The sequence below is a fragment of the Butyrivibrio sp. VCB2001 genome (assembly GCF_000423965.1).
In the GTDB taxonomy this organism is placed as follows: domain Bacteria; phylum Bacillota; class Clostridia; order Lachnospirales; family Lachnospiraceae; genus Butyrivibrio.
This window is the reverse complement of record NZ_AUIZ01000008.1, coordinates 17134-42605: the sequence shown is the minus strand read 5'-3', so window position 1 is coordinate 42605 and position 25472 is coordinate 17134. Positions and strand designations below refer to the sequence as shown.

The 25472-nt window shown below is 41.8% G+C and carries 19 protein-coding genes; 2 read left to right on the top strand and 17 right to left on the bottom strand.

Annotation, left to right across the window (positions count from 1 at the left end; genetic code table 11):
- Positions 1-8: 8 nt before the first annotated feature.
- The 12 genes from G589_RS0109825 to G589_RS0109770 are packed head-to-tail and all read right to left on the bottom strand — an operon-like array spanning position 9 to position 12244.
- Positions 9-2282, bottom strand: a complete 2274-nt coding sequence (locus tag G589_RS0109825) for a peptidase U32 family protein (protein ID WP_026522012.1) — start codon at positions 2280-2282, stop codon at positions 9-11.
- Between the two features lie 40 nt (positions 2283-2322).
- Complete coding sequence (locus G589_RS0109820) at positions 2323-2730, bottom strand: cell division protein ZapA (RefSeq protein WP_026522011.1); 408 nt, start codon at positions 2728-2730, stop codon at positions 2323-2325.
- 43 nt (positions 2731-2773) lie between these two features.
- On the bottom strand, positions 2774-3805 hold the full coding sequence (ruvB, locus tag G589_RS0109815; RefSeq protein WP_026522010.1) for a Holliday junction branch migration DNA helicase RuvB: 1032 nt from the start codon (positions 3803-3805) through the stop codon (positions 2774-2776).
- Entirely contained in the window at positions 3805-4425 is a 621-nt protein-coding gene (gene ruvA / locus G589_RS0109810) for a Holliday junction branch migration protein RuvA (RefSeq protein WP_026522009.1), read from the bottom strand. The genes ruvB and ruvA overlap by 1 nt, the downstream gene beginning before the upstream one ends.
- A 56-nt stretch (positions 4426-4481) precedes the next feature.
- Positions 4482-5354, bottom strand: coding sequence for an HAD-IIA family hydrolase (locus G589_RS0109805; protein ID WP_330366679.1), 873 nt, complete (start codon positions 5352-5354; stop codon positions 4482-4484).
- Between the two features lie 49 nt (positions 5355-5403).
- A complete protein-coding gene (locus G589_RS22415; protein ID WP_026522007.1) occupies positions 5404-6606 on the bottom strand; it encodes an ion transporter in 1203 nt (400 codons plus the stop codon).
- Positions 6603-8480 (bottom strand): DEAD/DEAH box helicase, encoded by a 1878-nt coding sequence (locus G589_RS19500; RefSeq protein ID WP_081668993.1) that lies wholly within the window; start codon positions 8478-8480, stop codon positions 6603-6605. Before G589_RS19500 ends, G589_RS22415 begins: the two co-directional genes overlap by 4 nt.
- A gap of 18 nt (positions 8481-8498) precedes the next feature.
- Positions 8499-9041 (bottom strand): CDP-diacylglycerol--glycerol-3-phosphate 3-phosphatidyltransferase, encoded by a 543-nt coding sequence (gene pgsA, locus G589_RS0109790; protein ID WP_026522006.1) that lies wholly within the window; start codon positions 9039-9041, stop codon positions 8499-8501.
- Positions 9025-10392: a 30S ribosomal protein S12 methylthiotransferase RimO gene (rimO, locus tag G589_RS0109785; protein WP_026522005.1), complete on the bottom strand. Its 1368-nt coding sequence runs from the start codon at positions 10390-10392 to the stop codon at positions 9025-9027. The genes pgsA and rimO overlap by 17 nt, the downstream gene beginning before the upstream one ends.
- Before the next feature lies 1 nt (position 10393).
- Positions 10394-10693 carry a DNA-directed RNA polymerase subunit omega gene (gene rpoZ, locus G589_RS0109780; RefSeq protein ID WP_022767004.1) on the bottom strand — a complete coding sequence of 100 codons (300 nt, stop codon included), beginning with the start codon at positions 10691-10693 and terminating at the stop codon, positions 10394-10396.
- A gap of 44 nt (positions 10694-10737) precedes the next feature.
- The gene (gmk, locus tag G589_RS0109775) at positions 10738-11364 is read right to left on the bottom strand and encodes a guanylate kinase (RefSeq protein WP_026522004.1); all 627 of its coding nucleotides are present in this window, start codon (positions 11362-11364) and stop codon (positions 10738-10740) included.
- Entirely contained in the window at positions 11357-12244 is an 888-nt protein-coding gene (locus G589_RS0109770) for a YicC/YloC family endoribonuclease (RefSeq protein ID WP_026522003.1), read from the bottom strand. Before G589_RS0109770 ends, gmk begins: the two co-directional genes overlap by 8 nt.
- A 226-nt stretch (positions 12245-12470) precedes the next feature.
- Between G589_RS0109770 and G589_RS0109765 the strand changes: the two genes are divergently transcribed.
- Positions 12471-13970: a tagaturonate reductase gene (locus G589_RS0109765; protein ID WP_026522002.1), complete on the top strand. Its 1500-nt coding sequence runs from the start codon at positions 12471-12473 to the stop codon at positions 13968-13970.
- Positions 13971-14076: 106 nt separating this feature from the next.
- Here G589_RS0109765 and trpS read toward each other — a convergent pair whose 3' ends face one another.
- Complete coding sequence (trpS, locus tag G589_RS0109760) at positions 14077-15078, bottom strand: tryptophan--tRNA ligase (protein WP_022765591.1); 1002 nt, start codon at positions 15076-15078, stop codon at positions 14077-14079.
- A gap of 121 nt (positions 15079-15199) precedes the next feature.
- On the opposite strand from trpS, the gene G589_RS0109755 reads away from it, so the two are divergent.
- Positions 15200-17002 carry an Rqc2 family fibronectin-binding protein gene (locus G589_RS0109755; RefSeq protein WP_026522001.1) on the top strand — a complete coding sequence of 601 codons (1803 nt, stop codon included), beginning with the start codon at positions 15200-15202 and terminating at the stop codon, positions 17000-17002.
- A gap of 68 nt (positions 17003-17070) precedes the next feature.
- Here G589_RS0109755 and G589_RS0109750 read toward each other — a convergent pair whose 3' ends face one another.
- The 4 genes from G589_RS0109750 to G589_RS0109735 all read right to left on the bottom strand — a co-directional run bounded on the left by G589_RS0109750 (position 17071) and on the right by G589_RS0109735 (position 25387).
- On the bottom strand, positions 17071-20859 hold the full coding sequence (locus G589_RS0109750) for a hypothetical protein (protein WP_026522000.1): 3789 nt from the start codon (positions 20857-20859) through the stop codon (positions 17071-17073).
- Between the two features lie 143 nt (positions 20860-21002).
- The gene (locus tag G589_RS0109745) at positions 21003-22664 is read right to left on the bottom strand and encodes a putative polysaccharide biosynthesis protein (protein WP_026521999.1); all 1662 of its coding nucleotides are present in this window, start codon (positions 22662-22664) and stop codon (positions 21003-21005) included.
- A gap of 13 nt (positions 22665-22677) precedes the next feature.
- On the bottom strand, positions 22678-24123 hold the full coding sequence (glgA, locus tag G589_RS0109740; RefSeq protein WP_022766997.1) for a glycogen synthase GlgA: 1446 nt from the start codon (positions 24121-24123) through the stop codon (positions 22678-22680).
- Between the two features lie 58 nt (positions 24124-24181).
- Complete coding sequence (locus G589_RS0109735) at positions 24182-25387, bottom strand: cobalt-precorrin-5B (C(1))-methyltransferase (protein WP_026521998.1); 1206 nt, start codon at positions 25385-25387, stop codon at positions 24182-24184.
- Positions 25388-25472 lie beyond the last annotated feature (85 nt).

The window sequence follows — 25472 nt, the reverse complement described above, 5'->3', positions numbered from 1 at the left end:
TTAAGTTCTTATTCTGCTCCGCGTTTAAAATGTCCTGTGGTAAAGCTGCCACTTTCAAATATATCAGCCGCATCTGCTCCGTTATACAGATCCGTGTAATAATCCAAAACTTCTCCGCATCTCTTTGCACTCTCGACTGTAAAGTCGATGCGGTAGTGATCAAAGCTCTTTTCATTCATGATCTTGCCCATTCTTCCATGAAGAGATGTTGGATGGACGTTCCAGATCACGTTATAGCAATGTCTGCAATTACAGGTTACAGGCAGCACATTGCCAAGTCTGTCTATAATGGTGGTGTTCTCAGTGTAGAGCTCATGAACTCGTCCGCTGCATCTGTCGGTAGTCTTCTTGATACAGCCTGCACTAACCATCATAGGCATATGGCCGTAGAGATTGTATGATACAGGAATATCCACTGTCTTCTTAAGCTCTCCTGCCATATCTCTTGCTTCGCCAAAGTTGAGCTCATAAGGCACAGATACTTCCTCTAATCTGAATCCGCCCTGCTTATTGCAGTCTATGAGTTCCATTGCAGCCTCTTTGTTCCAGGTATACACACTGTAATCAGAGACTGCTTTGCCGGTAAAACCTTTATCGCATAAAAAGCCCAGCTGCTCAAGATTTCTTACAAGAACACCTGTATATCCGGATTCTGGGAGCTTATCAAGTACTCTCTGAACTTCCTCGCTGCCGTCGAAGTCTTCCTGCCTTGTGACATAAGGAAGCGCTACAAACATCTCCATATCCGGAATGTTAGTCGAAAGTTCTTTTACATCAGCAGATAAAAAGACATTGCTGTCTACATATATTCTTCCGATATCAGTATTATTCTCAGCTCTATCAAGTACAGTCACAAGCTGCTCTTTTGTGTTACATAGGACATGCAAAGGTCCTCTCTTAGTGTCTGCAGATTTATATGAATCAAGATCAGTAAAGTGCCTTACATTCTCATAAGAGTTTATCTTCTGCGCACTCTTTTTAATCTCATAAAGCCTTTCGATTACCTTGGCAACGAGAGTTCTTCTTAGTTCGTTAAGCTCACTTACAGCGATGAATATACCGTTTCCACTGCCCTTATCATCAATAGTAATCTCGATGTTCTCGCACTCAAAAGGTGTTCCGCCAAGCTTAAGGAGCTGTTTTCTTACATTCTCCTCTTCAAGAGGTCTCTTTGATGCAGCCTGTACCACACTACCTGTGCACTCTTCGTAAACAACATCGTCACCAAAAGGCAGTGACATTGCGATCTTAGCTGCCTCACCAACTCTAAGCTCACAGAAAATATCGCACTTAAGCTTAAGCTCTGATGTAAGGAACTTCTCATGAACCTCTGAAAGGATTTCATCCGATGTCGGGTTATATGCAGGAGAAATAATAGTTACCATGGACTTGTCATTGTGTCTGTGGTAATATCCGTCGCTGATACCGGTTCTCTGATAGAGGTTTCTAAGTATCTCCATATCCTCTTTGGATACGCTGTGATCACCCTTCGGATTCTCGTAGTATTTATCAATATATTTCCTGTAAAGAGCCGTTACTCCGGCGGAGTATTCCGGCTTTTTCATTCTGCCTTCGATCTTAAAAGAGTCTATTCCTGCTTCTATAAGTTCAGGAATGATAGCAATCGTGCTCATATCCTTAAGACTTAATGGATACTGCTCTCCTGACTTGCCATTCATTCTATACGGAAGTCTGCAGGGCTGAGCACATCTGCCTCTGTTACCGCTTCTTCCGCCAACAACGCTGCTGAAAAGGCATATGCCCGAATAACAGTAGCACATGGCGCCATGAATAAATGCCTCTACCTCGATGTCAGCCTCATCTCTTATAGCCTTCATCTCAGAAAGGCTCAGCTCCCTTGCAGGTACAACTCTGGTACAGCCTCTCTCCTTAAGGAGCTTAGCACCATATACACCCGTCACTGTCTGCTGAGTGCTGGCATGAAGCTCTATACCGGGGAATTCCTGCCTTATAAGGCGTATAACACCAAGGTCCTGAACAATTACTCCATCAAGCCCTCTGTCTGCATACGGAAGCATAAAGTCATAAAGCTCGCCATACTCATTCTCCTTGACCAGCGTATTGACCGTCATATATATCTTTTTATCATGGAGATGGGCGTAGGAAATAGCGTCAAGAACCTGATCTCTGTCAAAATTGTCAGCATAGGCTCTTGCACCAAATTTGGATCCGCCCAGATAAACGGCGTCAGCACCCGCGTTGAATGCTCCCACCATTGTTTCATATCCACCAGCCGGTGAAAGAAGTTCTACTCTTTTCATACGCTTAAAAAAAGGCTGTCCTGAGACAGCCTTAAAATCCTTACTTCTTGCTACCCTTCACCTGAGTTTCAAGCTGAATGATCTTCTTGGATGATTCATCGAGCTTGGTCTGAAGGTTCTTGCTATTTTTCTCAGTGTTCTCAAGCTTGATCTGAGTTGCGATAAGCTCATGCTTGAGGTCATAGAGCTCTTTCTCCTTCTCGGAGAGCTGCTCTTCCATAAGCTCTATCTGCTTCTTGGACTTGAAGTAGTCATCAGCGATATTGAGCTGAAGAAGCACATTCTGAGTATCGATTGGCTGTCTCTTAAAGCCGTCGATCTTGTTGTATTCAGCAATCTTATTGTTGATATAAGAAGCTACCTTCTGAAGGTATTCCTCACTCTCATATCCGCTTAATGTAAAAACCTTGCCCCCGATCAATACTTCGGTATCTGTCTTGGATGCCATATCTTACTCCCTCATAGAACTTTGATATACGAACTATAACTCATTATAATTCGTTATCACTCGGCATTTCAAGCCCTAAATGATGATATGCAGCTTCTGTTACCACTCTTCCTCTGGGTGTTCTGTTGAGGAACCCGTTCTTGATAAGAAATGGCTCGTAAACGTCCTCTATTGTACCGGGATCCTCTCCTATGGCAGCTGCCAGAGTATCAAGACCAACCGGTCCTCCGGAGAACTTATTGATCATGGTCAGGAGCAGATTTCTATCAGTGTGATCAAGACCCATCTTATCAACATCCATAAGGTCAAGAGCTGTTATGGCAACATCCTCTGTGATCTTACCGTCAAACCTTACCTGGGCAAAGTCTCTTACTCTCTTGAGCACTCTGTTGGCAAGACGCGGAGTTCCACGGCTCCTTCTGGCCATCTCGACAGCACCTGCGTTATCAACCTCAACATCAAGAACTCTTGCGGACTGAAGGATAATGCTGCAGAGCTCCTCTATGTCGTAATACTCCATTCGATGAATCATTCCAAACCTGTCTCTTAAGGGCGCTGACAGCATTCCGGCTCTGGTGGTTGCACCAATAAGTGTAAAGTGAGGCAGGTCAAGCCTTATTGATCTGGCTGTGGGACCCTTGCCGATCATGATATCTATGCAGAAGTCCTCCATGGCAGGATAAAGAACTTCCTCTACCTGTCTGTTAAGTCTGTGGATCTCATCTACAAAGAGAACATCGCCTTCCTTAAGATTATTGAGGATGGCGGCCATATCTCCGGGCTTCTCAATAGCAGGGCCTGATGTGATCTTAATGCCAACTCCCATTTCATTGGCAATAATGCTGGCAAGTGTAGTCTTACCAAGTCCGGGAGGTCCGTAAAAAAGCAGATGATCAAGGCTCTCGCCTCTTCCCTTGGCAGCCTCGATGTAAATCTTAAGGCTCTCTTTTATCTTCTTCTGACCTATGTAGTTATCTAAAGTCTTGGGACGAAGGGATCCTTCAATCTTGACATCCTCAGGACTAAATTCCGCATCCATCCCTCTGGCAGTAGTTACAATCTTACGCTTCTCCATCAGAACATCTCCTTAAGAGCAAGTTTAAGCAGCATCTCAGTATCACCGGATGCAGAGTCATTCTCAGCAAGAACTTTCCTGACAGCCTTCATAGCATCGGATGAGTTGTATCCAAGTGCCACAAGTGCAGCTACTGCCTCATCTCTTGCCGATGAAGCCTCGCCTGTAAGATCATCAAGTGTAACGGAAGATGAGCTGCGAAGCATATCATCTTCCGTAGCCTTGATCTTGTCACGAAGTTCAAGAGTTATCCTCTCGGCAGTCTTCTTGCCAACTCCCGGAGCTTTGGAGATAGTTCCTGCATCTCCCGCCATTATTGCAAATCTGAGATCATCCGGTGTCATGACCGACAGAATGGAAAGACCTCCCTTGGGGCCTATTCCGTTGACAGAAATGAGCATCTTGAATAAAGAGAGCTCATCCCTTGATAGAAATCCGTATAGAGTAAAAGAATCCTCTTTTACCGATGTATATGTATAGAGCTTAACAGCCTCGCCGATACCAGGCATTCTGTCCATTGTTGAGCCTGAGATAAATACATTCATCCCGACTCCGCCAACATCGACTATGGCAAGTCCCTCTTCAATACTCTCTAAAATGCCGTTAACATAAGCTATCACAGCAATTTCCCCCACAACCTGATTTTCTAAAGAATATTATAGAACATTTGTTTGCTTTAATCAAGGAGTTCTCCCATCTCCTTGATTGAGTCGAATATAACAGTGGGTTTAACCTCAGAATCCGGCACTTCTTCAAGCTTGCACTCACCGGTCAGAACCAGCACTCCCATTGCCCCGTTATTAACACCGGTGGCAACATCAGTATATATGCGGTCTCCGACAAAAGAAATCCTGGAAGCATCAACTCCTGTCGCATCAACAACCATATCTACCGTCTCTTTAAATGGCTTTCCGACAAACTTGGGACTAACCTTTGTTGAGAGCTCAATTGCAGCACACATTGCGCCGCAGTCAGGAATAAAGCCTTCTTTTACAGGGCAGTTAATGTCCAGGTGTGTTGCCAGGAATTTAGCACCCTTCATGATATAAACGCAGGCGTTTGAAAGCTTCTCATAATTTAAAGTCTTATCAAAAGCTACAACCACAATGTCCGGTATATTCTCGCAGATTGCATGGCTCATAGCTGCCTTTTCATCTCGCTCAGATTCAAAGAGATTGACCCCTGCCTCTCTAAAGCTCTTTTCCAGTTCAGGTGTTCCAAGCAGGTATACACTCTTGTCAGGATATTTATTCTTTAAAAATCTGATCATCACATCTCCGCTGGTCATGATCATGTCCCTGGAAATGTGACAGTTCATCTTTTTTAGTTTCTCAATATAGTTCTCTGATGACACAGATGAGTTATTTGTGAAAAAGATATATTTCTTACCGGCTCTTTTTACAGCCTCAAGGAAATCAAGCGCTCCGTCAAGGATCTCATCGCCCAGATAAAAAGTGCCATCCATGTCAAGCACGAAGAGCTCAGTATCCTTTAAAATCTTTCTCTTTAATTCTATATCCTGTAAGTCTTTTAAAATATTCTCACTCACGGTTCTACCTCAAATAATTATCGCTTGCGCGTGACACATTTGTCACAATTTAGATTATCACTCTCTTATACTTATCCTGTAAAAGAATAACGTCTCCGGCATTTATGACAACACTGCCACGAGGAATGATAGCTTGTCCATTTCTCCTGATAAGGAAAATATGACTCTGCCTTGAAATATCCAGATCTTTTATGGCTACTCCATTCCAGGAATGACCTTCGTTTATTGTGATCTCTCTTAGCTCAATCGGCTGCAGATCTTTTGCCTTCTCGGCACAAAGTGCAACGACGTCTCCTTCTTTAAGGACAACATCTCCCCTCGGAATTATGGTATCATTCTCTCTCTGAATGGAGACAACTATCATATCCTTAGGAAAACCAATCTCAGAGATTCTTTTTCCATTCCATGAATCCTCTTCACCAAGCTTGATCCTGATAAAGTGAATATTTTCTTCCTCTGCAAACTGACCTACTGCCTTAAGCTTCTGATACTGCTCGACGAATCCGGCACTTATGATACCGGTAGGTATAGCTACCATTCCAACGCCCAGAAAGCTTATGAGGATTCCCAGCATCTTACCTGCTATGGTTACCGGATATATATCACCATATCCAACGGTCAAAAGCGTTGATACCGACCACCAGATTCCGGAGAAAGCATTCTGGAACACTTCAGGCTGAGCATCGTGCTCAACACTGTACATGCAAAGGCTGGAAGCCATCATAAGAATCAGAATAATAAATACTGACGCCGTGAGCTGCTGCTTCTTGGATGAAAGGACTTCTGTGATAACATTCAGCTGGTCGTAATAAGAATTGATTCTAAAGAGCCTTAGTATTCTTGCCACTCTAAATAGCCTGAAGACAGTTGTTCCAGCAGGGAAGAATACAGGCAGGTAATATGGCAGGAAAGATAACAAATCTACCAGGCCTGCGAAGGAAAAGATATATTTTATTACCGAATCTTTTTCTGAAAGCTTTGGATACAGCTCTTTTGCTGTAAAAAGACGAAGCACGTAATCAACAGCAAAGAAAAATGTCGTTACTGCTTCAATAGCAAGGAGGAGCCCTTTATAGTGCTCCTCCATATAATCAAATGTTATTGCGAAAGCCGCAAAAAGATTGAGTATTAGGGCAACAATACTCAGGATGTCGTAAAGTTTGTTGATCGGCTGATCAACAACGCCGGTACTGACCATATTAAAGACTTTAGCTCTTACACGGTTTAGATTACGACCCCCAGTTTTTGTCATTTCTTATCCCCGCTCTCCCTGTTCTTCCTTTTTCCGAAGCTCTCCATTACAAGATCGCTCATATCCTGAAGATAATCAAGGCTCCTCTTTTTGTTCTGAGCTTTTACAGACTTCTTTTTGGACTTTGACAGGTTCATGGTGTCCTCGTCCTGTCCGACATACCAGGCTTTGGTTGAGCCCTCGCCCTTGATGTTGATACGTCCTACATTTTCGAATGCATCTGATGAACGCTTTCTTGCAGGTCTGTCATTTGAAGGTCTGCGAGATTTATCAGCTGATCTGTTCTCTTTCTTCTTGTAAATATCCTTGAGCTCGTTAAGATCGCCGATGTCGAGTTTGTTCTCAGGCTTTTTATCAGACTTCTTATTGAATCTCTTCTCAGTCTTCTCGAATTTGCCTTTCTTATCAGAACGTCTTCCACGTGAAGATCTCTTTTCATCATCAGATCTTCCGCGCCTTCCGCCCTCGTCCTCGCGCCTTTTTAGTCTCTCACCGGTTCTTCTGTATCTGTCGCGCTTGGATTCTCTCTTTTCAAAAAGAACTAAATCCTTAATATCAGCGCCCATCTTGAGCTTCATGAATCCGGCTGCCAGCTGCTCAGCTGTGTACTCGCCCTCATCAACCTTGCTCTTTACATACTCAAGAACCTGAGTGATGTCGTCATTCTCAATGATATCGATAACTTCGGCAAAGACCTTCTGAGACTTGGCTCTTGTTATCTCTTTTGCTCCGGGAACTCGTCTCTCTTCGATGGTTGTATGGCAGATCTTCTCGATCTCGCGAAGCTTGTACATTTCTCTGCCGCCGACGAGGGTAAAGCTCTTTCCGCTCTTACCTGCTCTTCCGGTACGTCCTATTCTGTGAACGTAATACTCAATGTCCTCAGGAATATCGAAGTTAAATACTGCCTCAACTCCGCTTACATCAATTCCTCTAGCAGCCACATCTGTAGCAATAAGGATGTTGATTCTGCCGCTTCTAAAGAGATTCATTACGGTATCGCGCTGGTTCTGAGAAAGATCTCCGTGGAGTCCGTCACACAGATATCCCTTGCCCTTAAGTCTCTCAGAGAGCTGGTCTACCATTCTCTTGGTGTTACAGAAAATAAGGCTTCTTGCAGGATTATAGTAATCCATGAGCCTTGTGAGTACCTCTTCCTTCATCTTCTGAGGAACTCTGTAATATGCCTGTTCGATGGCTGCCACGGTTATTTCCTTGGGAGTCATCTTTATAAACTTAGCATCCTCTTTCTGATACTTCTTGGTGATCTCGAGGATGGGCTTTGGCATTGTTGCTGAGAAAAGAGCTGTCTGACGCTCCTGTGGCATTCCCTGAAGGATGGTCTCGATATCATCTCTAAAGCCCATGTCGAGCATCTCGTCAGCTTCATCAAGCACGAGAACTCTGACATCCTTCATCTTCATGGTATGTCTTCTCATATGATCCATGACACGTCCCGGGGTTCCGACTACTATCTGAACACCTGCAGAAAGTGCCTTTATCTGTCTTGAAATATCCTGACCGCCATATACCGGAAGAACTTTAACTCCCGACATAAACTTGGCAAAATCTCTGATATCGTCAGCCGCCTGCATCGCAAGCTCTCTTGTAGGACATAAAACCACTGCCTGAAGGTGCTTGTTATCCGGGTCTACCTTCTGAAGAAGAGGTATTCCAAATGCAGCTGTCTTGCCCGTTCCGGTCTGGGCCTGACCGATGATGTCTACTCCCTCCATCATCACAGGGATTGCAGCTGCCTGAATGGGCGACATGTACTCAAATCCCATCTCGGTTACTGCTCTGATAATTCTCTCGTCAAGACCTGACTCGTCGTATCTGATCTTAACTTCTTCTTTTACTTCTTTACTACTCATTAATACTCCTAAAATCGCTTAAAAGGGACCGCTCATTACGTCCTTATTCTTGATAAGGTAGTCCACAAGTGAAACGATAGTCAGGACAAGAGCTATCCACTTGATGATCTGTGTTATAAGCGGAAATGGTGTCATTCCGATATTGGCAATCATAAGGATTACCATGAACATCTGGAATGTAGTCTTAAATTTTCCCCAATAGCTTGCCGCGATAACTCTTCCGTTATCTGCTGCAATAAGTCTGAATCCGCTGATGATGAACTCTCTTGCAATGATCACGATTACGATCCACGCCTCGATCCTGCCAAGTTCAATAAGGCCGATCATTGCGCTGCAAACAAGAAGCTTATCAGCTAAGGGATCCATGAATTTTCCAAAATCTGTTACAAGGTTGTACTTTCTGGCAATCTTGCCGTCAAGAAGGTCAGTAAGGCTCGCAACAATGAAGATTGCAAGCGCAACCCACTTAAAGTATGGGTTCATTGAATCATTTAAAAGGAAAAACACAAAAAACGGAATAAGAATTACTCTTGCTACAGTTAACTTATTTGGTAAATTCATCTTTCAGCTCTCCTATCAAATCATATTCGTTCGAGCCGGTAATAAGGACATCAACATAATCCCCTGTCATCAGCTCCCTCTGCACTCCTGTTATAAAAAGATATCCATCGATATCCGGTGCATCCTTGTAAGTTCTTGCTACGTATGAAAGGCCATCGTCATCATCAGCATCTGTGATCCTGCCTTCCACAACTGCTCTTACAGTTTTTCCTACCATGTCCTCCGCAGCTTCAAATGCGATCTTCTGCTGAATTCGCATAAGTTTGTTTCTGCGAGTGTTTTTTACTCTCTCAGTAACCTGATCCGGCATTGTGGCAGCCGGTGTGTCCTCTTCCTGAGAGTAAGTAAATACCCCTAATCTGTCGAATCTAAGATCACTAACAAGTTCTTCTGTCTGCTTGTGATCCTCGGCAGTCTCTCCCGGGAATCCACTGATCAGTGTAGTTCTGATGCAGATGTCCGGAATCTCTTCTCTAAGGTGCGAAACCAGCGCTCTTATCTCGGCGCTGCTTGTTCTTCTTCCCATCAGCTTAAGGATCCTGTCAGACCCTGACTGAATGGGGATGTCAAGATAATGACATATCTTGGGCTCTTCCTTCATGACTTTTATAAGTTCGTCGTCAATCTCTTCAGGATAACAGTACAATACTCTTATCCACTTAAAGCCCTCTATCTTACAGAGCTTTCGTAAAAGCTCCGGAAGCATCTTTCTTCCGTACAGGTCTGTTCCATAGATGGTGGTCTCCTGAGCAACGACGAGAAGCTCAGTAACTCCGCCTTCCGCCAGGTCTTCTGCCTCAATAAGAAGCTCATCAATGGGAATACTGCGATATCTGCCTCTTACCTTGGGGATGATGCAGTAGGTGCAATGCTTATCACAGCCTTCCGCAATCTTGAGATAATCAAAGAGTCCTCCTGTAGTGATAACTCTCTTATATCCGCCCTTAGCCGGCTTGTCGATGTCCTCGAAGTAGTTTTCATGGGAAAAGAGCTTGTTTCTCTTTACAGTAGCTTCGATAGCATCAACTACCTTGTCCATGGAAGTAACTCCAAGGATTGCATCTACTTCAGGAATCTCCTTCTGTATCTCATCCTGGTATCTCTGGCCAAGACAACCTGTAACTATAAGTGCCTGAAGCCTGCCATCTTTCCTTCGCTCTGAGAGTTCAAGTATTGTATCTATACTCTCCTGCTTGGCATCATTTATAAAGCAGCAGGTGTTTACAACTGCTGCTTTTGCTTCATCCTCATCATCTGTAAAGCTGTAACCGCGTGCCTGGAGCATTCCAAGCATTACCTCGGTATCAACTCTGTTTTTGTCGCATCCTAGCGAAACAAAAAATATTTTCATATTATTCGTTCTCTGCTGTCTCCTCAGCTGCGGCTGTCTCTTCGTTCTCTGAAAGAAGGGCTGCCTTCTCCTCATCTGTAAGAATACGAAGCTGTGCCTGGTTCATCTCGTCTACTGCAATTGAAAGAGGCTTCTGCTTGTCCTTAACCTTAACCATTGGCTCGTCACCGGCAATGATCTGTCTTGCTCTCTTCGCAGTAGCCATAACTACTGAATATCTGGAATTGATTACAGGCTGCTCGCCCTCTTCAACTTCCTTATTTACTACATTCATAAGATCTACATAAGAAGGGTGTATCATTTTATTCCTTTCCTGCGGTATTAACCGCATATACAAGCTAAAGGTTAATTTAACCCATTAAGCTCATTTCTGATGGTTTCTATAAAATCAAGATTTCTTGAAGGTGCTCCGTGAGCTGCTTCTATTATACTATGAAGCCTCTCTGTGCACTTTTCAAGGTCATCATTGATAACAAGATAGTCGTACTTCTCGATTCCTACGGACTCTTCCTTAGCTCTTTTAAGCCTCTGAAGAATTACTTCCTCAGTCTCTGTTCCACGTCCTCTGAGTCTCTTTTCAAGCTCAGCAACTGATGGAGGCATTACGAAAAGAAGTACTGCGTCAGGATACTGCTCTTTAATTTGAAGAGCTCCCTGAATCTCTATTTCAAGTATAACATCTATTCCCTGTGAAAGCTTATCTTCTACAAACTTTCTGGGAGTTCCGTAGTAATGATCTACGTAACCTGCGTGTTCTATGAGGCCGTTCTCATTAATGAGCTTCTCAAACTCCTCATTTGTTACAAAGAAATACTCTCTGCCGTTAACTTCTCCGGGCCTCGGGTTTCTGGTTGTAGCTGATACTGAAAGAGCGTAATTATCGTATTTCTTGGTCAGCTCTTTCATCAGAGTGCCCTTACCGGCACCGGAAAATCCTGAAACAACTATTATTATACCTTTGCGATTACTCAATGTTCTGTATCTGCTCCCTTACTTTCTCAATGTCAGTCTTAAGCGCGATTCCTCTGTCTGAAATCTTGAGATCTGTGGACTTTGAAAGAATTGTATTGGCTTCTCTGTTCATCTCCTGTGCCAGGAAATCAAGCTTTCTGCCTATTCCGTCCTTGTCATCTCCTGTAGAAAGAGCTTCCTTAGTAGCAAGAATGTGACTTCTAAGTCTTGTAAGCTCCTCATCAACGCAAACCTTGTCAGCGTAGATGGTAACTTCCATTGCAAGTCTGTTCTCATCAACCTGCTTGTCCTCTAAGAGATCTGCAATCTTCTCTCTGAGCTTAGCCTTGTACTCAGTGATGATCTCAGGAGATCTCTCAGTGATATATTCAACATTCTCAAACATACCATCAAGCTTGGCATTTAAATCCTTAGAAAGGAATTCGCCCTCTCTTGTCCTTGACTCTAAGAACTGCTTGCCTGCCTCATCAAGAGCCTTCTTGATTCCGCTCCAAACCTCTTCTTCGTCAAGTTCCTCTTCTTCCATAGTAAATACTTCCGGAAATCTTGAAAGTACTGAGATACGCACATCATTATCAAGTCCGAAATCATCCGCCATCTCTTTTAAATAATTGAAATACTCTTCAGCGATAGCCTTATTATATTTAACTCTGGATTCTGATTCAGAAAAATCCTCATAACTAATGAAAACATCGACCTTGCCACGCTTCATGAAGTTCTTGAGTTCAGCTCTTATCGCTGATTCAAAAGAATTGAACTTCTTGGGCATCTTTATATTAATATCAAGGTACCTGTTGTTAACAGACTTAAGCTCAACAATATACTTGCGCTGACCTTCTGTGACTTCACTTCTGCCAAAACCAGTCATACTGCAGACCATATCTAGTAATCCCCCTTATTTTGGGTATAAATTTACACAAGTTATTATAATATAACGCAATTTCAAGGTCAATGTCAACGAAATCCGTAACTGTGCCAAAAGACAGAATTAAAAATTATTAAAATTTTACTATTGTAAACGCTTACATAATTTGCTATAACAATATTTAGAAAAGAATTTAAACGCAAATAATTGTAAGCGGTTACATTACAGGAGGTAAATCTTTATGGAGTTATTAAACTATGACGTGCTCGAAAAATCCGGGTACAAGGGGTATGTTTTAAAGGATGCACCTATCAGGGTTCTTCAGTTTGGTGAAGGCAATTTCATGCGTGCATTTGTTGACTATTTCTTTGACATCAGTAATGAAAAGGCCGGATTCAACGGTAAGGTTGCACTTGTACAGCCTATTTCAATGGGTCTTACAGAGCTTGTAAACAAGCAGGAAGGTCTTTATACCCTCTATCTCAGAGGTAGCGAAAATGGTCAGAAAATTGATGCAAAAAGAGTTATCTCAGCATGTGACTGTTGTCTGAATCCATATGAAAAGAGCGATTTCGACAGAATTATGGAAATTGCTGAAAGCGATGATCTCGATATTATTGCTTCCAACACAACTGAGGCAGGTATTGCTTATGATCCTTCATGCAATTTTGCTGATCAGCCTGCAGCCAGCTTCCCCGGAAAGCTCACACAGGTTCTTTACAGAAGATTTAAGGCAGGTAAGAAAGGCATCGTTGTTCTCTCCTGCGAGCTTATAGATAATAACGGAAAAGAGCTTTTAAAGTGCGTTAATCAGTACATCGACCAGTGGAAACTTGAGGATGAGTTTAAGAACTGGATAAATAATGAAAACATCTTCTGCTCTACTCTTGTAGACAGAATTGTTCCCGGAAGAATCCGTGATCCTAAGGAAGTTGAGAAGCTTGAAGCTGAGAACGGATATCATGACGAGCTTATCGATGTTGGTGAGATCTTTGGTGTATGGATCATCGAAGGACCTGAAGGCCTTGAAGACAGACTTCCATTTAAGAAAGCCGGCGTAAATGTACATGTTGTTCCGGATGTAATGCCATACAAGCATCGTAAGGTTCGTATCCTCAACGGCGCTCACACAGGATTTGTCCTTGGTGCTTACCTTGCAGGATTTGATATCGTACGTGACTGCATGCAGGATGATGCAGTTTCAGGCTTTATGAACAAGATGCTCAATGAGGAGGTTATTCCTACTCTCGTTGATCACCTTGATGAGAATGACCTCAATCAGTTCGCAGCTGCTGTTAAGGACAGATTCAACAATCCTTTTGTAAACCACGAGCTTATGTCAATCTCACTCAACTCAACAAGTAAGTGGAAAGCTAGAAATATGCCTTCATTCCTTCAGTATATTGATAAGAATGGTAAGCTTCCTGTTTGCCTGACAATGTCACTTGCAGCATATATCGCTTTCTATTCAAATGATGTACAGGAACTTACAGATGCAGGACTTGTATGCAAGAGACCTGCAGGTAATACCTACACTGTAAATGATGACAGATGGGCAATTGAGTTCTTCTATGACCACAAGAATGATTCTGAGGAAGACCTTGTAAAGGCTGTCCTTGGCAATGAAAAGATGTGGGATCAGGACCTCAACAAGATTGATGGTCTTACAGATACAGTTATTGCTGATCTTAAGAAGATCCGCACCGAGGGTGCTAAGGCTGCATACCAGAGCTGCCTTTAATCCTTAAATACAGTAATTCTATTTTTCATTTCAACTCCTAATCCTTTTAAAAACGCCGCTTTCAGTAAATGAAAGCGGCGTTTCCCTTTATATCATCATAATTAAATTAGAGCTGATAAAATCCGATCTTCTTATAAACCTTACGAAGTGTCTTGTTTGCAATATAAGATGCTCTCTCGGCACCCTCTTTATATACGCTCTCAAGATAAGCCTTATCAGCAATAAGTCTCTTAGCTTCTTCACGAATAGGATTAAGTGTCTCAAGAACTGCCTCTCCTACTGCAGGCTTAAATGCACCATAGCCCTGTCCTTCGAACTCTTTCTCAATCTCTTCAAAAGTCTTTCCTGTGATTGTTGAGTAGATATTCATAAGGTTTGCAACACCGGGTTTGTTTTCCTTGTCGTATCTTACGCAGTTCTCTGTATCGGAGTCTGTTACTGCTCTCTTAAACTTCTTCATTACAACGTCAGGCTCATCCATAAGGAATACACATCCGTTAGGCTCTGACTTACTCATCTTGGAGCCTGGAGTTGTAAGGCCATAAATACGAGCACCTGTCTTAGCAATGTAAGGTTCAGGAATTCTGAACACATCGCCATAAATATTATTGAAACGCTCAGCAATATTTCTAGTAAGCTCTACGTGCTGCTTCTGATCCTCTCCTACAGGTACATAATGAGGCTGATACAGAAGAATATCTGCAGCCATAAGAGAAGGATATGTGAAAAGACCGGCATTGATATTGTCTTTGTGCTTCTCGGATTTGTCTTTAAACTGAGTCATACGGCTAAGCTCGCCGAACATAGTATAGCAGTCAAGAACCCATCCAAGCTGTGCATGAGCCGGAACATGTGACTGAAGGAAAAGAGTGTTCTTCTCAGGATCAAGTCCGCATGCAATATAAAGAGCAAGCATCTCAAGAGAACGTCTTCTGAGTTCCTTGGGATCCTGTCTTACTGTGATGGTGTGCATATCTGCCATAAAGTAATAGCACTCAAAATCATTTACCCTGTCTGCCCAGTTCTTAATGGCTCCAAGGTAATTTCCCAAATGTAAATCTCCGCTTGGCTGAATGCCGGAGAGCATTATCTTCTTTTCGTTTTCCATAGCTAATCCTCCAAAATGTATACTAAAATACTATATCAGCAATTTCAAAAAATCTCAACCAAATATGCTATTTTACTGTATAATAGTCATGCATTTATTATTTGAAAAGGAAACATTTGAAATGGCATTTGACGGAATTACAATTGCAAACCTTACAAAGGATTTCTCCGACCTGCTTGTCGGAGGACGAATATACAAAATAGCGCAGACTGAGAGTGATGAGCTTTTTATCACTGTTAAACTCTCTTTTGAAGCAGCAGATAAATTCGGAATCAAACAGACAAAGCTGGTGCTCTCAGCAGATGCTACTCTTCCACTCGTTTATCTTACAGATGAAACAAAAGCATCTCCTATGACTGCACCTAACTTCTGCATGCTTCTAAGAAAGCATATACAAAACGGTAGAATCATATCCATAACACAGCCCGGCGGTCTTGAGAGAGTCATTCGCTTCGAGGTTGAGCATTTAGATGAAATGGGCGATCTGCGCCATAAAACCCTCATAATCGAGATCATGGGCAAATACAGTAATATTATCTTTACAGATGAAAACGACGTTATAATCGACTCTATTAAGCATATTCCTGCATCTGTGAGTTCTGTAAGAGAGGTTCTCCCCGGGAGAACATATTTTATCCCCTCTCAAGAGAAAGCTAATCCGCTCGCAACCACAGCTGATGAGTTTTCTTCACTTGTGCTCAGCAAAGGAATGCCTGTCTTTAAGGCAATCTATTCCAGTTATACCGGAATATCTCCTATTATCGCTCAGGAAATTTGCTTTAGAGCCGGAATTGACGCTGATAAATCAGCCATTGCTTTAGATACAAAGGAATCTACTTCTATCTACAGACACTTTGGAGATATAGTTGAGTGTATCAAATCAGGCAACTATAATCCTGCAATTTACTATGATGGCAGTGCTCCCAAGGAATACTCTTCCATCCCTCTTACACTTTATGGTTTCGGAAAAGGCCTTTCTGAGTCTGATAGCTCATGGATGATAAAAGAATGCGATTCGATCTCTTCACTTATTGAACAGTATTATTCTGAAAAAAACACTTTCACAAGAATCCGTCAAAAGTCAGTTGACCTTAGAAAAATCGTTCAGACTGCTCTTGAGCGTAATGTCAGGAAATATGACCTTCAGTCCAAGCAGATGGCAGATTCCGAGAAAAAAGATAAATACAGAGTCTATGGAGAACTTCTGAATACCTATGGCTACAGTGCTAAAGAAGGCGATAAATCCATCACAGTCAATGACTATAACACAGGAAAAGATATTACTATTCCCCTGGATCCTACTCTTACACCTAATCAGAATGCCAAGAAGTATTTTGACAAATACACTAAGCTAAAGAGAACTCAGGAAGCTCTTGAGGAGCAGATGAAAGAAGTGGCTGAAGCTATTGAACAGCTCGAGTCTATTGCTACTTCTCTCGATATTGCACAGAAAGAAACTGACCTGGCTCAGATAAGGCAGGAACTTGCAGAAAGCGGATATATTAAATCCCATGTATCAGGTAAAAAAGGACGGAATGATAAGGTCAAGAGTGCTCCTTTCCACTACCTCTCCAGCGATGGCTTTGATATTTATGTAGGAAAAAATAATATTCAAAACGATGAACTTACCTTTAAGACAGCAAACGGTGGTGACTGGTGGTTCCATGCCAAGAAGATCCCCGGTTCTCATGTAGTTCTTTTGACCGGAGGCAAAGAAGTTCCTGACAGAGCTTTTGAAGAAGCTGCAGCTCTTGCAGGCTTCTATTCAAAAGGAAAGAATCAGGAAAAGGTTGAAATAGACTATCTTCAAAGAAAAGATGTGAAAAAGCCTAATGGAGCTAAACCTGGATTTGTTGTTTATTACACCAATTATTCCATGGCTATTTCACCGGATATATCATCTCTTAAACTAATAAGCGATTAAATCTAAAAACTAAGACGCCTGACCACATCAGTGGCCAGACGTCTTATATTTTTTCTTATGTAGTAGGCTTATTCTTCGTTTTTCTTTCTCTTGATGAATATCATTGTAAAGCCAATACCTGCTGCTACAATAATTGTTATAATTCTTCCAAGAGTGTTTGCAGAATCTTCTGTACGACCTCTTCTAGCTCCGAGAACTGCTGCTCCATCAACAGGTCTTACTGCTCCAAGTACCTGTCCCTCTGCAGGAGGTGTTATTGTTGGAGGAGTATCCTCCGGTGGTGGATTATCGTTGCCTCCGGGAGGTGTAACAGTAAGTGTTCCAAAGTTAGTTGTGATGTTATAGTTTTCTGCAAAAGTATTCTCACTCTTAAGAGTGTAAGTAAATGGATTGCCACTGCTACCAACTTCAGTCTGAGAACCTGTTACATTATATGTAGCGCCTTCCTGACCTCTTATGTTTCCATTAGCCCATCCATCACCTGAAACACTGACTCCATCCTTTGTAAGAGCTGTTCCATCATAAACCTTGCTTGCGCTGCCTGATGAAAGAACTACATTTCTCTTAACTACATGAAGCTGTGCAACAACCTCTGTATCTTTCTCTTTTGCCTTCTCAGGATTACTCTCTGTTTCAGTTTCTTCTCCGGTCGACTTCTTTCCTTCGATTTCTACAACAAACAGATCCTTAACGTCTACTGTCTTTCCTTCATACTCAGTAGTAATTGTCATACCACTGTAATCAAGATTTACATCGTAGTCGCCAACATTAAGACCTGGATCAGCTATTTCCTTAATTCCAGCAACATGTACTGTAAGACCTTCAGTTACCTCAATGTCAACTGCATCGACAGGAGTCTCCTCTTTCGGATAATCAGCTGCATGAACTGTAAGTACTCCAAGACTTAATAATCTGGATACAGCCTTCTTAACCTTTGATGAAAATCCTTCATCTGCGATTACATGTGAATCTACAGTAACTTTTACTCCGCCGTAATGTAAGCTTCCATCGTAAACGACTGTCTTATCAACATCATCACCCTCAGAATCAGACTGAATCTTGATTATAAGCTTATAAGGCTTATCTGCTTTTTTCCAGATTCCATAGAGGTGTACCTTCTTGTCAAGAAGTACTGTTGGCTTTACTTCTGCTGCAAGATCAGCAACAGGGTACTCTGGTGTCTCCTTCTCAGGATCAAGATCAGGATTTGTATCCCATCCTAAGAATTCATAGTTAGGATTCTTAGCTGTGAAATAATTATTCTCAAGGACAATCTTATTGGTTCCAAATCTTGCTCTTTCATCTTCGTATGAAAGCTCATCTTCATAAATCTCATTTGCAGGAAGATTAGCATGATAAGTTACATAAGATGTTACATATCCATCGATATGGTTAGCATCTGACTGTTTCTTATAGACATACCAGATTATATCACTGGCATCAAATTTGCTTCCTTCGCTGCTATAAGTGGTATCTACATAAGATGAAATAGTATCCTCAATGCCCTCATCATAGGTATAGCCAACGATATCCTTGTTAATACCCTCCCAGTCAAAAACAGATTTATATCCATATGAATCTTGATAGGAAATATACTGCTCATCTATCGAATCTATATTATTAGCATTGCCTGACCAAATATAATACGCGGTTCCATTTTCGTCAGGATAATATCTTTCGACAGGTTGTGGTCCCTCCTGAGGATCATTCAGTCCCATCTTCAATCCTAACAGGAAATAATAGACCTTCCTATCATCACCTTTTTTGAATCTGGCATATATAGTTACATTTTTCTTAAGTGCAGTGATTCCCGTAAATAATTCTGAATAATATGAATCGTTGTAAAGATTATCAAAATCAAAACCAAAATTGTATTTGCTAACATAGTTAACAGCTTCATCTCTGGTTAATTCTGAATTCTCATAAAGCTGAACAGTCGCCAAATCTCTGGTTCTGACAAGCTTACCATCGATATAATATATTCCCCTGTATGTAACAGTATATTTAGTATCCTCATCCCATACAGCATAAAGGTCAATGTTTTCATCATTACTTACATCAACAGATTCAGGAATAAAGGCACCATCTTTGAGCTCATATGTAAGGACAACTGAACCATTCTCCATTACACCCCAGCCCTTGAATGTTCCATGCTCATTTGCAGGAAGCTTAGTTGCATCATAGGTAAGTAGTGTATGACTTCCCTTGCCATCCTGATCTTCTGTTTCCCACTTAACGCTATAAGGATCAGTTGCTACATCATTACCAAAGTTGCTGTGGTAAGTTACAGTTGCACCATAATTAAAGTCAGTAACAAAATTGAACTTATAATCGAATCCAAATTCATTCTGCCTGTAATCATGAGCATTTACACATCTCTCATATGCGTTTTTGTTTTCTGCTTCTGTTGCAACATGAATATATGGCTTTGGATTACCCTGAACATAGACAGTGAATGTTATCTCATTTGATGAATATACTTTTCTTAATGTATAGCCGTCTTTTGTTGCAGGAAGTGCAAGTCTCAACTCTTTAACATCAAGATCTGACTCATCAATTCCGCTTCTAAGTCTATACTCAACTCCATTAATAGTGATAAATGCCTTCTCAATTGTTGGAATCTCTTCATCAGTAAATCCAAGATCAATGTGGCTTGTGGTTGAATATGTACCTGGTTCTACCTTTTTATAGAAGAATTTAACAGCTTCTTCTGAATCAACAGGAATTGTAGTCAAAGTATTGTCATCAAGTGCAACCCTGGCATCAGTTGAAACGAAATAAGTGATGTTTTTTTCACCTAAAGCAGCATGATCAAAAACATATCCGTCCATTACAGGCGCTACATTTGATGCAGCAATACATCCAACTCTTTCATAATAAAAGATATGTTCAATATATCCTACTTCATCAATTCTAACCTTACGAATAGAATTATTCTTATCTATAGGACTACCATCAACATCATATACACCGGCATTAAATTCATAATGTGCGTTAGAATTAAAGCCATTTCCAAAAATTGTTACAGTGTAGATTGAGAAGTGCTCAGCATCAAATTTGATCTCTGTGGCATCTTCATTAGCAGAAGCAACCTCAGTAACATTAGTAACCTCATCACCTGAAGTCTCAACGTGATAAACAGCCAGTGATGTATCATCTGACTCAGCAGCTACTATGTTCTCGAAAGTAACTCTTACAGTTCCATCTTCGGGCTGTACATATCCACCTGCGCTCTCTGACTTGATATTGATGTCATAAGAGTAGGTTTTCTCTACCTCTACGCCTTCTTCTGTTTCACCATCGATAGTCTCAGCAATTTTCTCTTCAAGACTGCTCTCTACCTTAACGACTTCAAGCTGTGCATCGTTAGGAAGAACATTCTCTGCTGCATAAAGAGAAATCTTGATTCCGTCCTCAGCGATAGTAGTATCAGCAAAGAAAGGAAGATCCTTAGCAACTTCTTCTTTAACTTCTTCCTTAACTTCCTCTGTTTCAGCCTCTTCAGCTATTTCCTCTGTTTCAGCCTCTTCGGCATCTTCCTCGGTTTCTTTCTCAGCTGCCTGTTCGGCATCTTCTACCTGATTTTCGTCTTCTTTGTTTTCTTCGACGATTTCTTCCACCTGATCATTCTGAATATCAGAATCTGCCACCTCTGCATTCTCGGTAACAACAGATTCTTCATCAACTTCCTCAAAGATTGATGGAAGTTCTGCCTCTTCAGCCTTTGGAGCATCTACGGTGATCTCATCTTCTTCACCGGCAAATACTCTTAAGCCATTGAAATCACTATTAAAAGTTGTGATAACAAGGACCACAGCAAGAAGAAAAGCCAGAATTCTATTGAATTTCTTCAACATATAATTCTCCTCCCTACATAAGAAAAAAATAAGATGTGAAATTTTTGTGAAAAATTTCCACACCTTATTGTAATCTTTTTTCAATCATAAAGTCCATCATATTTTTGATTTTTTTTGTAAATTTTTAAAAAAATATAAAGAAACTATAATATTTTTATTTTCTTTAGTACTCTTGCTATACTTGCGCCCTTCGGAAAGCGCTTGATATCCTCCTCGGAAGCCCCTCCGCTCTTGATCAAAACTGCAAAATAAACCACTATCGCAACCACAACAGCAATCATAGTTGCAATCAGATTAATGAAGTATTCTCCTCTTTCAAGATGTCCGAGCAAAAGCATAAAGACATAATGAATTCCGTATGCCACAGCACCCATTACTATTGCAGAAATTGTCGGAAGTACAAAGGTCTTTTTAATATCAGTGGTAACGTCAAGGCTTCTCTTCATAAAGAAGTTATTGAGAACACACATCATCAGTGAGTATGTGATTGTCACAATACAAAGGGCTATATCGTTAAGATTGGTATATAGAAGCAGCAATACCAGCACAGCCGCCTGAACAACCAATGATAAAAATGCATTAATAACAGGAATATATACCTTGCCTATTCCCTGCAAAACAGCATTGGTCACTGTTGAAAGTGAATAGAATACAACAGTGATTGCAAGGAACATCAGAAGCATCGACGCCTCATCAAGAGAAGCCTTCTGCGGAAACAGGATCATCATGACAGGCTTAGCCAGTGCAAAGAGTCCCACAGCGCATGGAATTGCGATCATCAGAATAACCCTGTTGACCCTCGCAACAGTCTTAGCCGCTTCATCCATGCCATCTTTAGCAAGAGTAGCTGATATCTCAGGAATCATGGCAGCTGCAGCTGCGCTGGCAAGGGCAATCGGAAGGTTTGTGATGACCATGGCTTTACTTGAGAAGATTCCGTACTGATATGCCACAGTGCTCTCTTCCATTCCCTTAACATATATAAGTATTCTTGTAAAGAAGGTTGAATTGAGCGTCGTTGAGACATTATAAATGAAAGTACTAAGGATAAAAGGTGTAACGACCATTAAGATCAGTAAAAAAGCCTGTCCATAGCCCATATCCTCGCTCTCGTCGCTCTCAATCCTCCTATGAATATTGCTGCTGTTGAACTTATAGACAACAAACATAAAGATCAAAGCAACCAAAACGCCCGAACCAGTTCCTAAGGCACTACCTATAGCTCCGTAAACAGCTCTTTTAGATGGATCATCATTACCCACCATTCCGGTCAGTATAACAGCGCCGATAATACTGACTATTGCGTTAAAGACCTGCTCCACCAACTGTGAAATGGATGTTGGCACCATGGTTCTGTGGGCCTGAAAATAGCCTCTTAAAACGCCCAAAAATCCAAAGAAGAAAATTGTGGGTGCAAAGAATCTAAGGACTGTCGCACTTCGTCCAACAACCAGGAAGTCTGCACCAAAGAAAAGAATAAGCGCACCCAAAAGGCCTACGATAGAAACATAGACCAGAGCTGCCTTGAATATCTTATGGGCATTTTTATATTCTTTTACTGCCAGTTTGCCTGAAAGAATCTTGGAAATAGCTGACGGAATACTGTAAGAAGAAATAAGAAGGACGATGCTATAGAAGTTATAAGCCGTCGAGTAATAGCCGTTACCTTCGTCTCCGATAACGGCTGTGAGTGGGCTTCTGTAAAGCAGGCCGATAATTCTTGATATCACACCTGCAATAGCAAGAATCCCGGCCTGTACAAATAGTCCTTTTTTAGAGTTTTCGTTTGTCTTGTTACTATCCATGTAGAAAAAACTGTTATGGCCTTAGCCAGTCGTACATCTCCTGATATTTTTCTGCGGAAACCTTCCATGAGAAGTCCACAGCCATTGCTCTGTCGATCATCTTGTTCCACTCGCGCTTCTGATCATAGTAAACATGTTCAGCTTCGCGGATGGTACCAAGCATCTCATGAGCGTTATAGTTAAGGAATCCAAATCCTGTTCCTGTTCCCTCAAACTTGTTGTAAGGCTCAACGGTATCGATAAGGCCACCGGTCTGTCTTACGATCGGAATAGTTCCGTATCTGAGAGCCATGAGCTGTGAAAGTCCGCAGGGCTCAAAGAGTGAAGGCATCAGGAATACATCAGATGCTGCATATATCTTGTGTGACATAGGCTCTGAATAGTAGATATTGGCAGAAACCTTGTCATTGTACTTCCAGTCAAAGTGTCTGAAGGAATTCTCGTACTGTTCAGAACCTGTTCCGAGAACTACCAGCTGGATTGCATCCTGGCACAGCTCATCGAGAACGTAGTTGATGAGGTCAAATCCCTTCTGGTCGGTAAGTCGTGAAACAATACCGATCATCATCATCTTGTCATCTTCCTTAAGGCCAAGCTCTTTCTGAAGAGCACGTTTATTCTTAACCTTCTCCTTACGGAAGTTGATAGCATTGTACTTATAAGGTATATACTGGTCTGTCTCAGGATTGAACTCGTCGTAGTCAATACCATTGACAATACCTCGCAGGTCATTAGCCCTTGCTCTCAAAAGACCGTCCAGTTCCTCGCCGTAGAACTCAGTCTTGATCTCCTCAGCATAAGCCTTACTAACTGTTGTAATAGCATCTGCATATACGATTCCGCCCTTGAGGAGGTTGGCATCCTTGTAAAGTCCCAGTTTATCCGGTGTGAAGTAGTAATCCGGAAGTCCTGTGATCTCCTGAACCTTCTTGATATCCCACTTGCCCTGGAACTTCAGGTTGTGGATGGTCATGATGGCCTTGATTCCTCTATAGAATTCACTTCCCTGGAATCTCTCCTTGAGATAAACAGGGATAAGACCTGTCTGCCAGTCGTGACAATGAATGATGTCAGGTCTGAAATCAATTGCCGGAAGAATTGACAGCGCTGCCTTTGAGAAGTAAGCAAACTTCTCAATCTCAAAGATAACATCATCACAATAAGGCTTCATGCCATTGAAATAGAACTCATTGTCGATGAAGTAATACTTGATGCCGTCAACCTCAGCCTTAAAGATTCCTACGTACTCGTTCTTCCAATGGAAATCCATGTAGAAGTTGGATACGTACTCCATCTTGTCCTTCATCTGCTGATTGATGCACTTATATAAAGGCAAAATGACCCTTACATCAAAGTATCTCTTGTCGATATTTTTGGGAAGTGATCCAACAACGTCGGCAAGTCCGCCTGTCTTAATAAAAGGTACTCCTTCTGAAGCCACAAACAGGATGTTTTTCATTAGCTGTCATCTCCTAACCTATGCAGAATATTTAACTAATTATATATAATAGAATATCTTATTTCATCTTAAGTGACAATGCATATTGTTCCTGAGAAACTTTCATCAAGACATTTCTTGTATCCGAGGTCTGACCCAAGAGCCCGAATTGTTCGGAAAACAGTGCAACTCCAAACTGCAATTTGCCACGGCATCTTCTTCTGACGCTGTTTTCTATCTGAACCATTATGCTCTGCATAACCATGTCTCGAAGTCCCCATTTGTCTAAAAGAGATAACATCTCATCGACAGTTACACAGCCCATCAAAGTCTTGGCTTGAGCGGACGTTCCGCCAACAAGTGCTACATGCGCTGCAAAAATTTCTCTCCTTGCATCCGAAGCAGATGAATTGGTATTCATGATACCTGCAGCGAGCTTAACAAGCTTGCCTGCATTTCCTACAAGAAGGAAGTTCTGGACTCCCTCAGCAACAGCTTCATCAATAGCTTCTCCCGGAAAGTTATAGCAGAAAATACTGGTCTTAAGGTCAACATGCAGACTCTGATTTATCTTGTCCGCACAGTATCTTCCGGGACTTACCAGAATTGATCTTATGCCCTGCCTCGTCTGGAAACGGATCTGCTCATCGATGGAATTGGAAATCTCCCTCATATGGATCGGAGGAATGCGTCCGTAGCTACCCATGATGGTTATTCCGCCCGAGAAAGCACTCTGTCCCAACGCCTGCTTGGCAGCTATCATCATTCCTTCAGGACAGGATACCGTTATCATCAGAAGCTGATAGCCATCTGAAGCCTCGCACACATCAGCAACTGCGTCAAATATCAGTGCTCTACACTCCTTCTCGATAAGAGGCTGGCCTTTCTTTATTCCGTTCATATCTACAGCTGCAGTTCCGATTCCTTCTCCGCCTCGTAAAAAGAGATTTGGATAGCGAAGGTCTATATGAGAGTTATCTGCAGTTTCATTTATATCTTTGATCCTGGAAACACATACATGAATGTTGGCTCTTTCTCTGATATCGGGAGCCATTCCTCCCTCCATCTGGGCCACATACTCAGACTGGTCATTGTCACACTTATCATCCAGGCGCTGCAACATATAGGTCCTTGAAGCACCATGTGAATGATTTATCGTTACATTTTCATTGTTGATCTTAAAGATAAGATCCGCAGCAGCAGCTCTTGCAGCTGCAGCAGCGCAATCTCCTGAAGATATCTGACTTAGCGAAAATCCCATGTCTCTTGCAGAAAACCTGTCCATACAAATCCCCTCGCAATCGATGATGTCCTACAGTTATATTATAAATTATACTATATATCGTTAGACAATTATTTATTATTTCGAA

Excerpts from the sequence above, each read along its gene's own strand:
- G589_RS0109825 (WP_026522012.1), bottom strand. The coding sequence starts at position 2,282 with ATGAAAAGAGTAGAACTTCTTTCACCGGCTGGTGGATATGAAACAATG.
- G589_RS0109820 (WP_026522011.1), bottom strand. The coding sequence starts at position 2,730 with ATGGCATCCAAGACAGATACCGAAGTATTGATCGGGGGCAAGGTTTTT.
- ruvB (WP_026522010.1), bottom strand. The coding sequence starts at position 3,805 with ATGGAGAAGCGTAAGATTGTAACTACTGCCAGAGGGATGGATGCGGAA.
- G589_RS22415 (WP_026522007.1), bottom strand. The coding sequence starts at position 6,606 with ATGACAAAAACTGGGGGTCGTAATCTAAACCGTGTAAGAGCTAAAGTC.
- G589_RS19500 (WP_081668993.1), bottom strand. The coding sequence starts at position 8,480 with ATGAGTAGTAAAGAAGTAAAAGAAGAAGTTAAGATCAGATACGACGAG.
- pgsA (WP_026522006.1), bottom strand. The coding sequence starts at position 9,041 with ATGAATTTACCAAATAAGTTAACTGTAGCAAGAGTAATTCTTATTCCG.
- rimO (WP_026522005.1), bottom strand. The coding sequence starts at position 10,392 with ATGAAAATATTTTTTGTTTCGCTAGGATGCGACAAAAACAGAGTTGAT.
- rpoZ (WP_022767004.1), bottom strand. The coding sequence starts at position 10,693 with ATGATACACCCTTCTTATGTAGATCTTATGAATGTAGTAAATAAGGAA.
- G589_RS0109770 (WP_026522003.1), bottom strand. The coding sequence starts at position 12,244 with ATGGTCTGCAGTATGACTGGTTTTGGCAGAAGTGAAGTCACAGAAGGT.
- G589_RS0109765 (WP_026522002.1), top strand. The coding sequence starts at position 12,471 with ATGGAGTTATTAAACTATGACGTGCTCGAAAAATCCGGGTACAAGGGG.
- trpS (WP_022765591.1), bottom strand. The coding sequence starts at position 15,078 with ATGGAAAACGAAAAGAAGATAATGCTCTCCGGCATTCAGCCAAGCGGA.
- G589_RS0109755 (WP_026522001.1), top strand. The coding sequence starts at position 15,200 with ATGGCATTTGACGGAATTACAATTGCAAACCTTACAAAGGATTTCTCC.
- G589_RS0109750 (WP_026522000.1), bottom strand. The coding sequence starts at position 20,859 with ATGTTGAAGAAATTCAATAGAATTCTGGCTTTTCTTCTTGCTGTGGTC.
- G589_RS0109745 (WP_026521999.1), bottom strand. The coding sequence starts at position 22,664 with ATGGATAGTAACAAGACAAACGAAAACTCTAAAAAAGGACTATTTGTA.
- glgA (WP_022766997.1), bottom strand. The coding sequence starts at position 24,123 with ATGAAAAACATCCTGTTTGTGGCTTCAGAAGGAGTACCTTTTATTAAG.
- G589_RS0109735 (WP_026521998.1), bottom strand. The coding sequence starts at position 25,387 with ATGGACAGGTTTTCTGCAAGAGACATGGGATTTTCGCTAAGTCAGATA.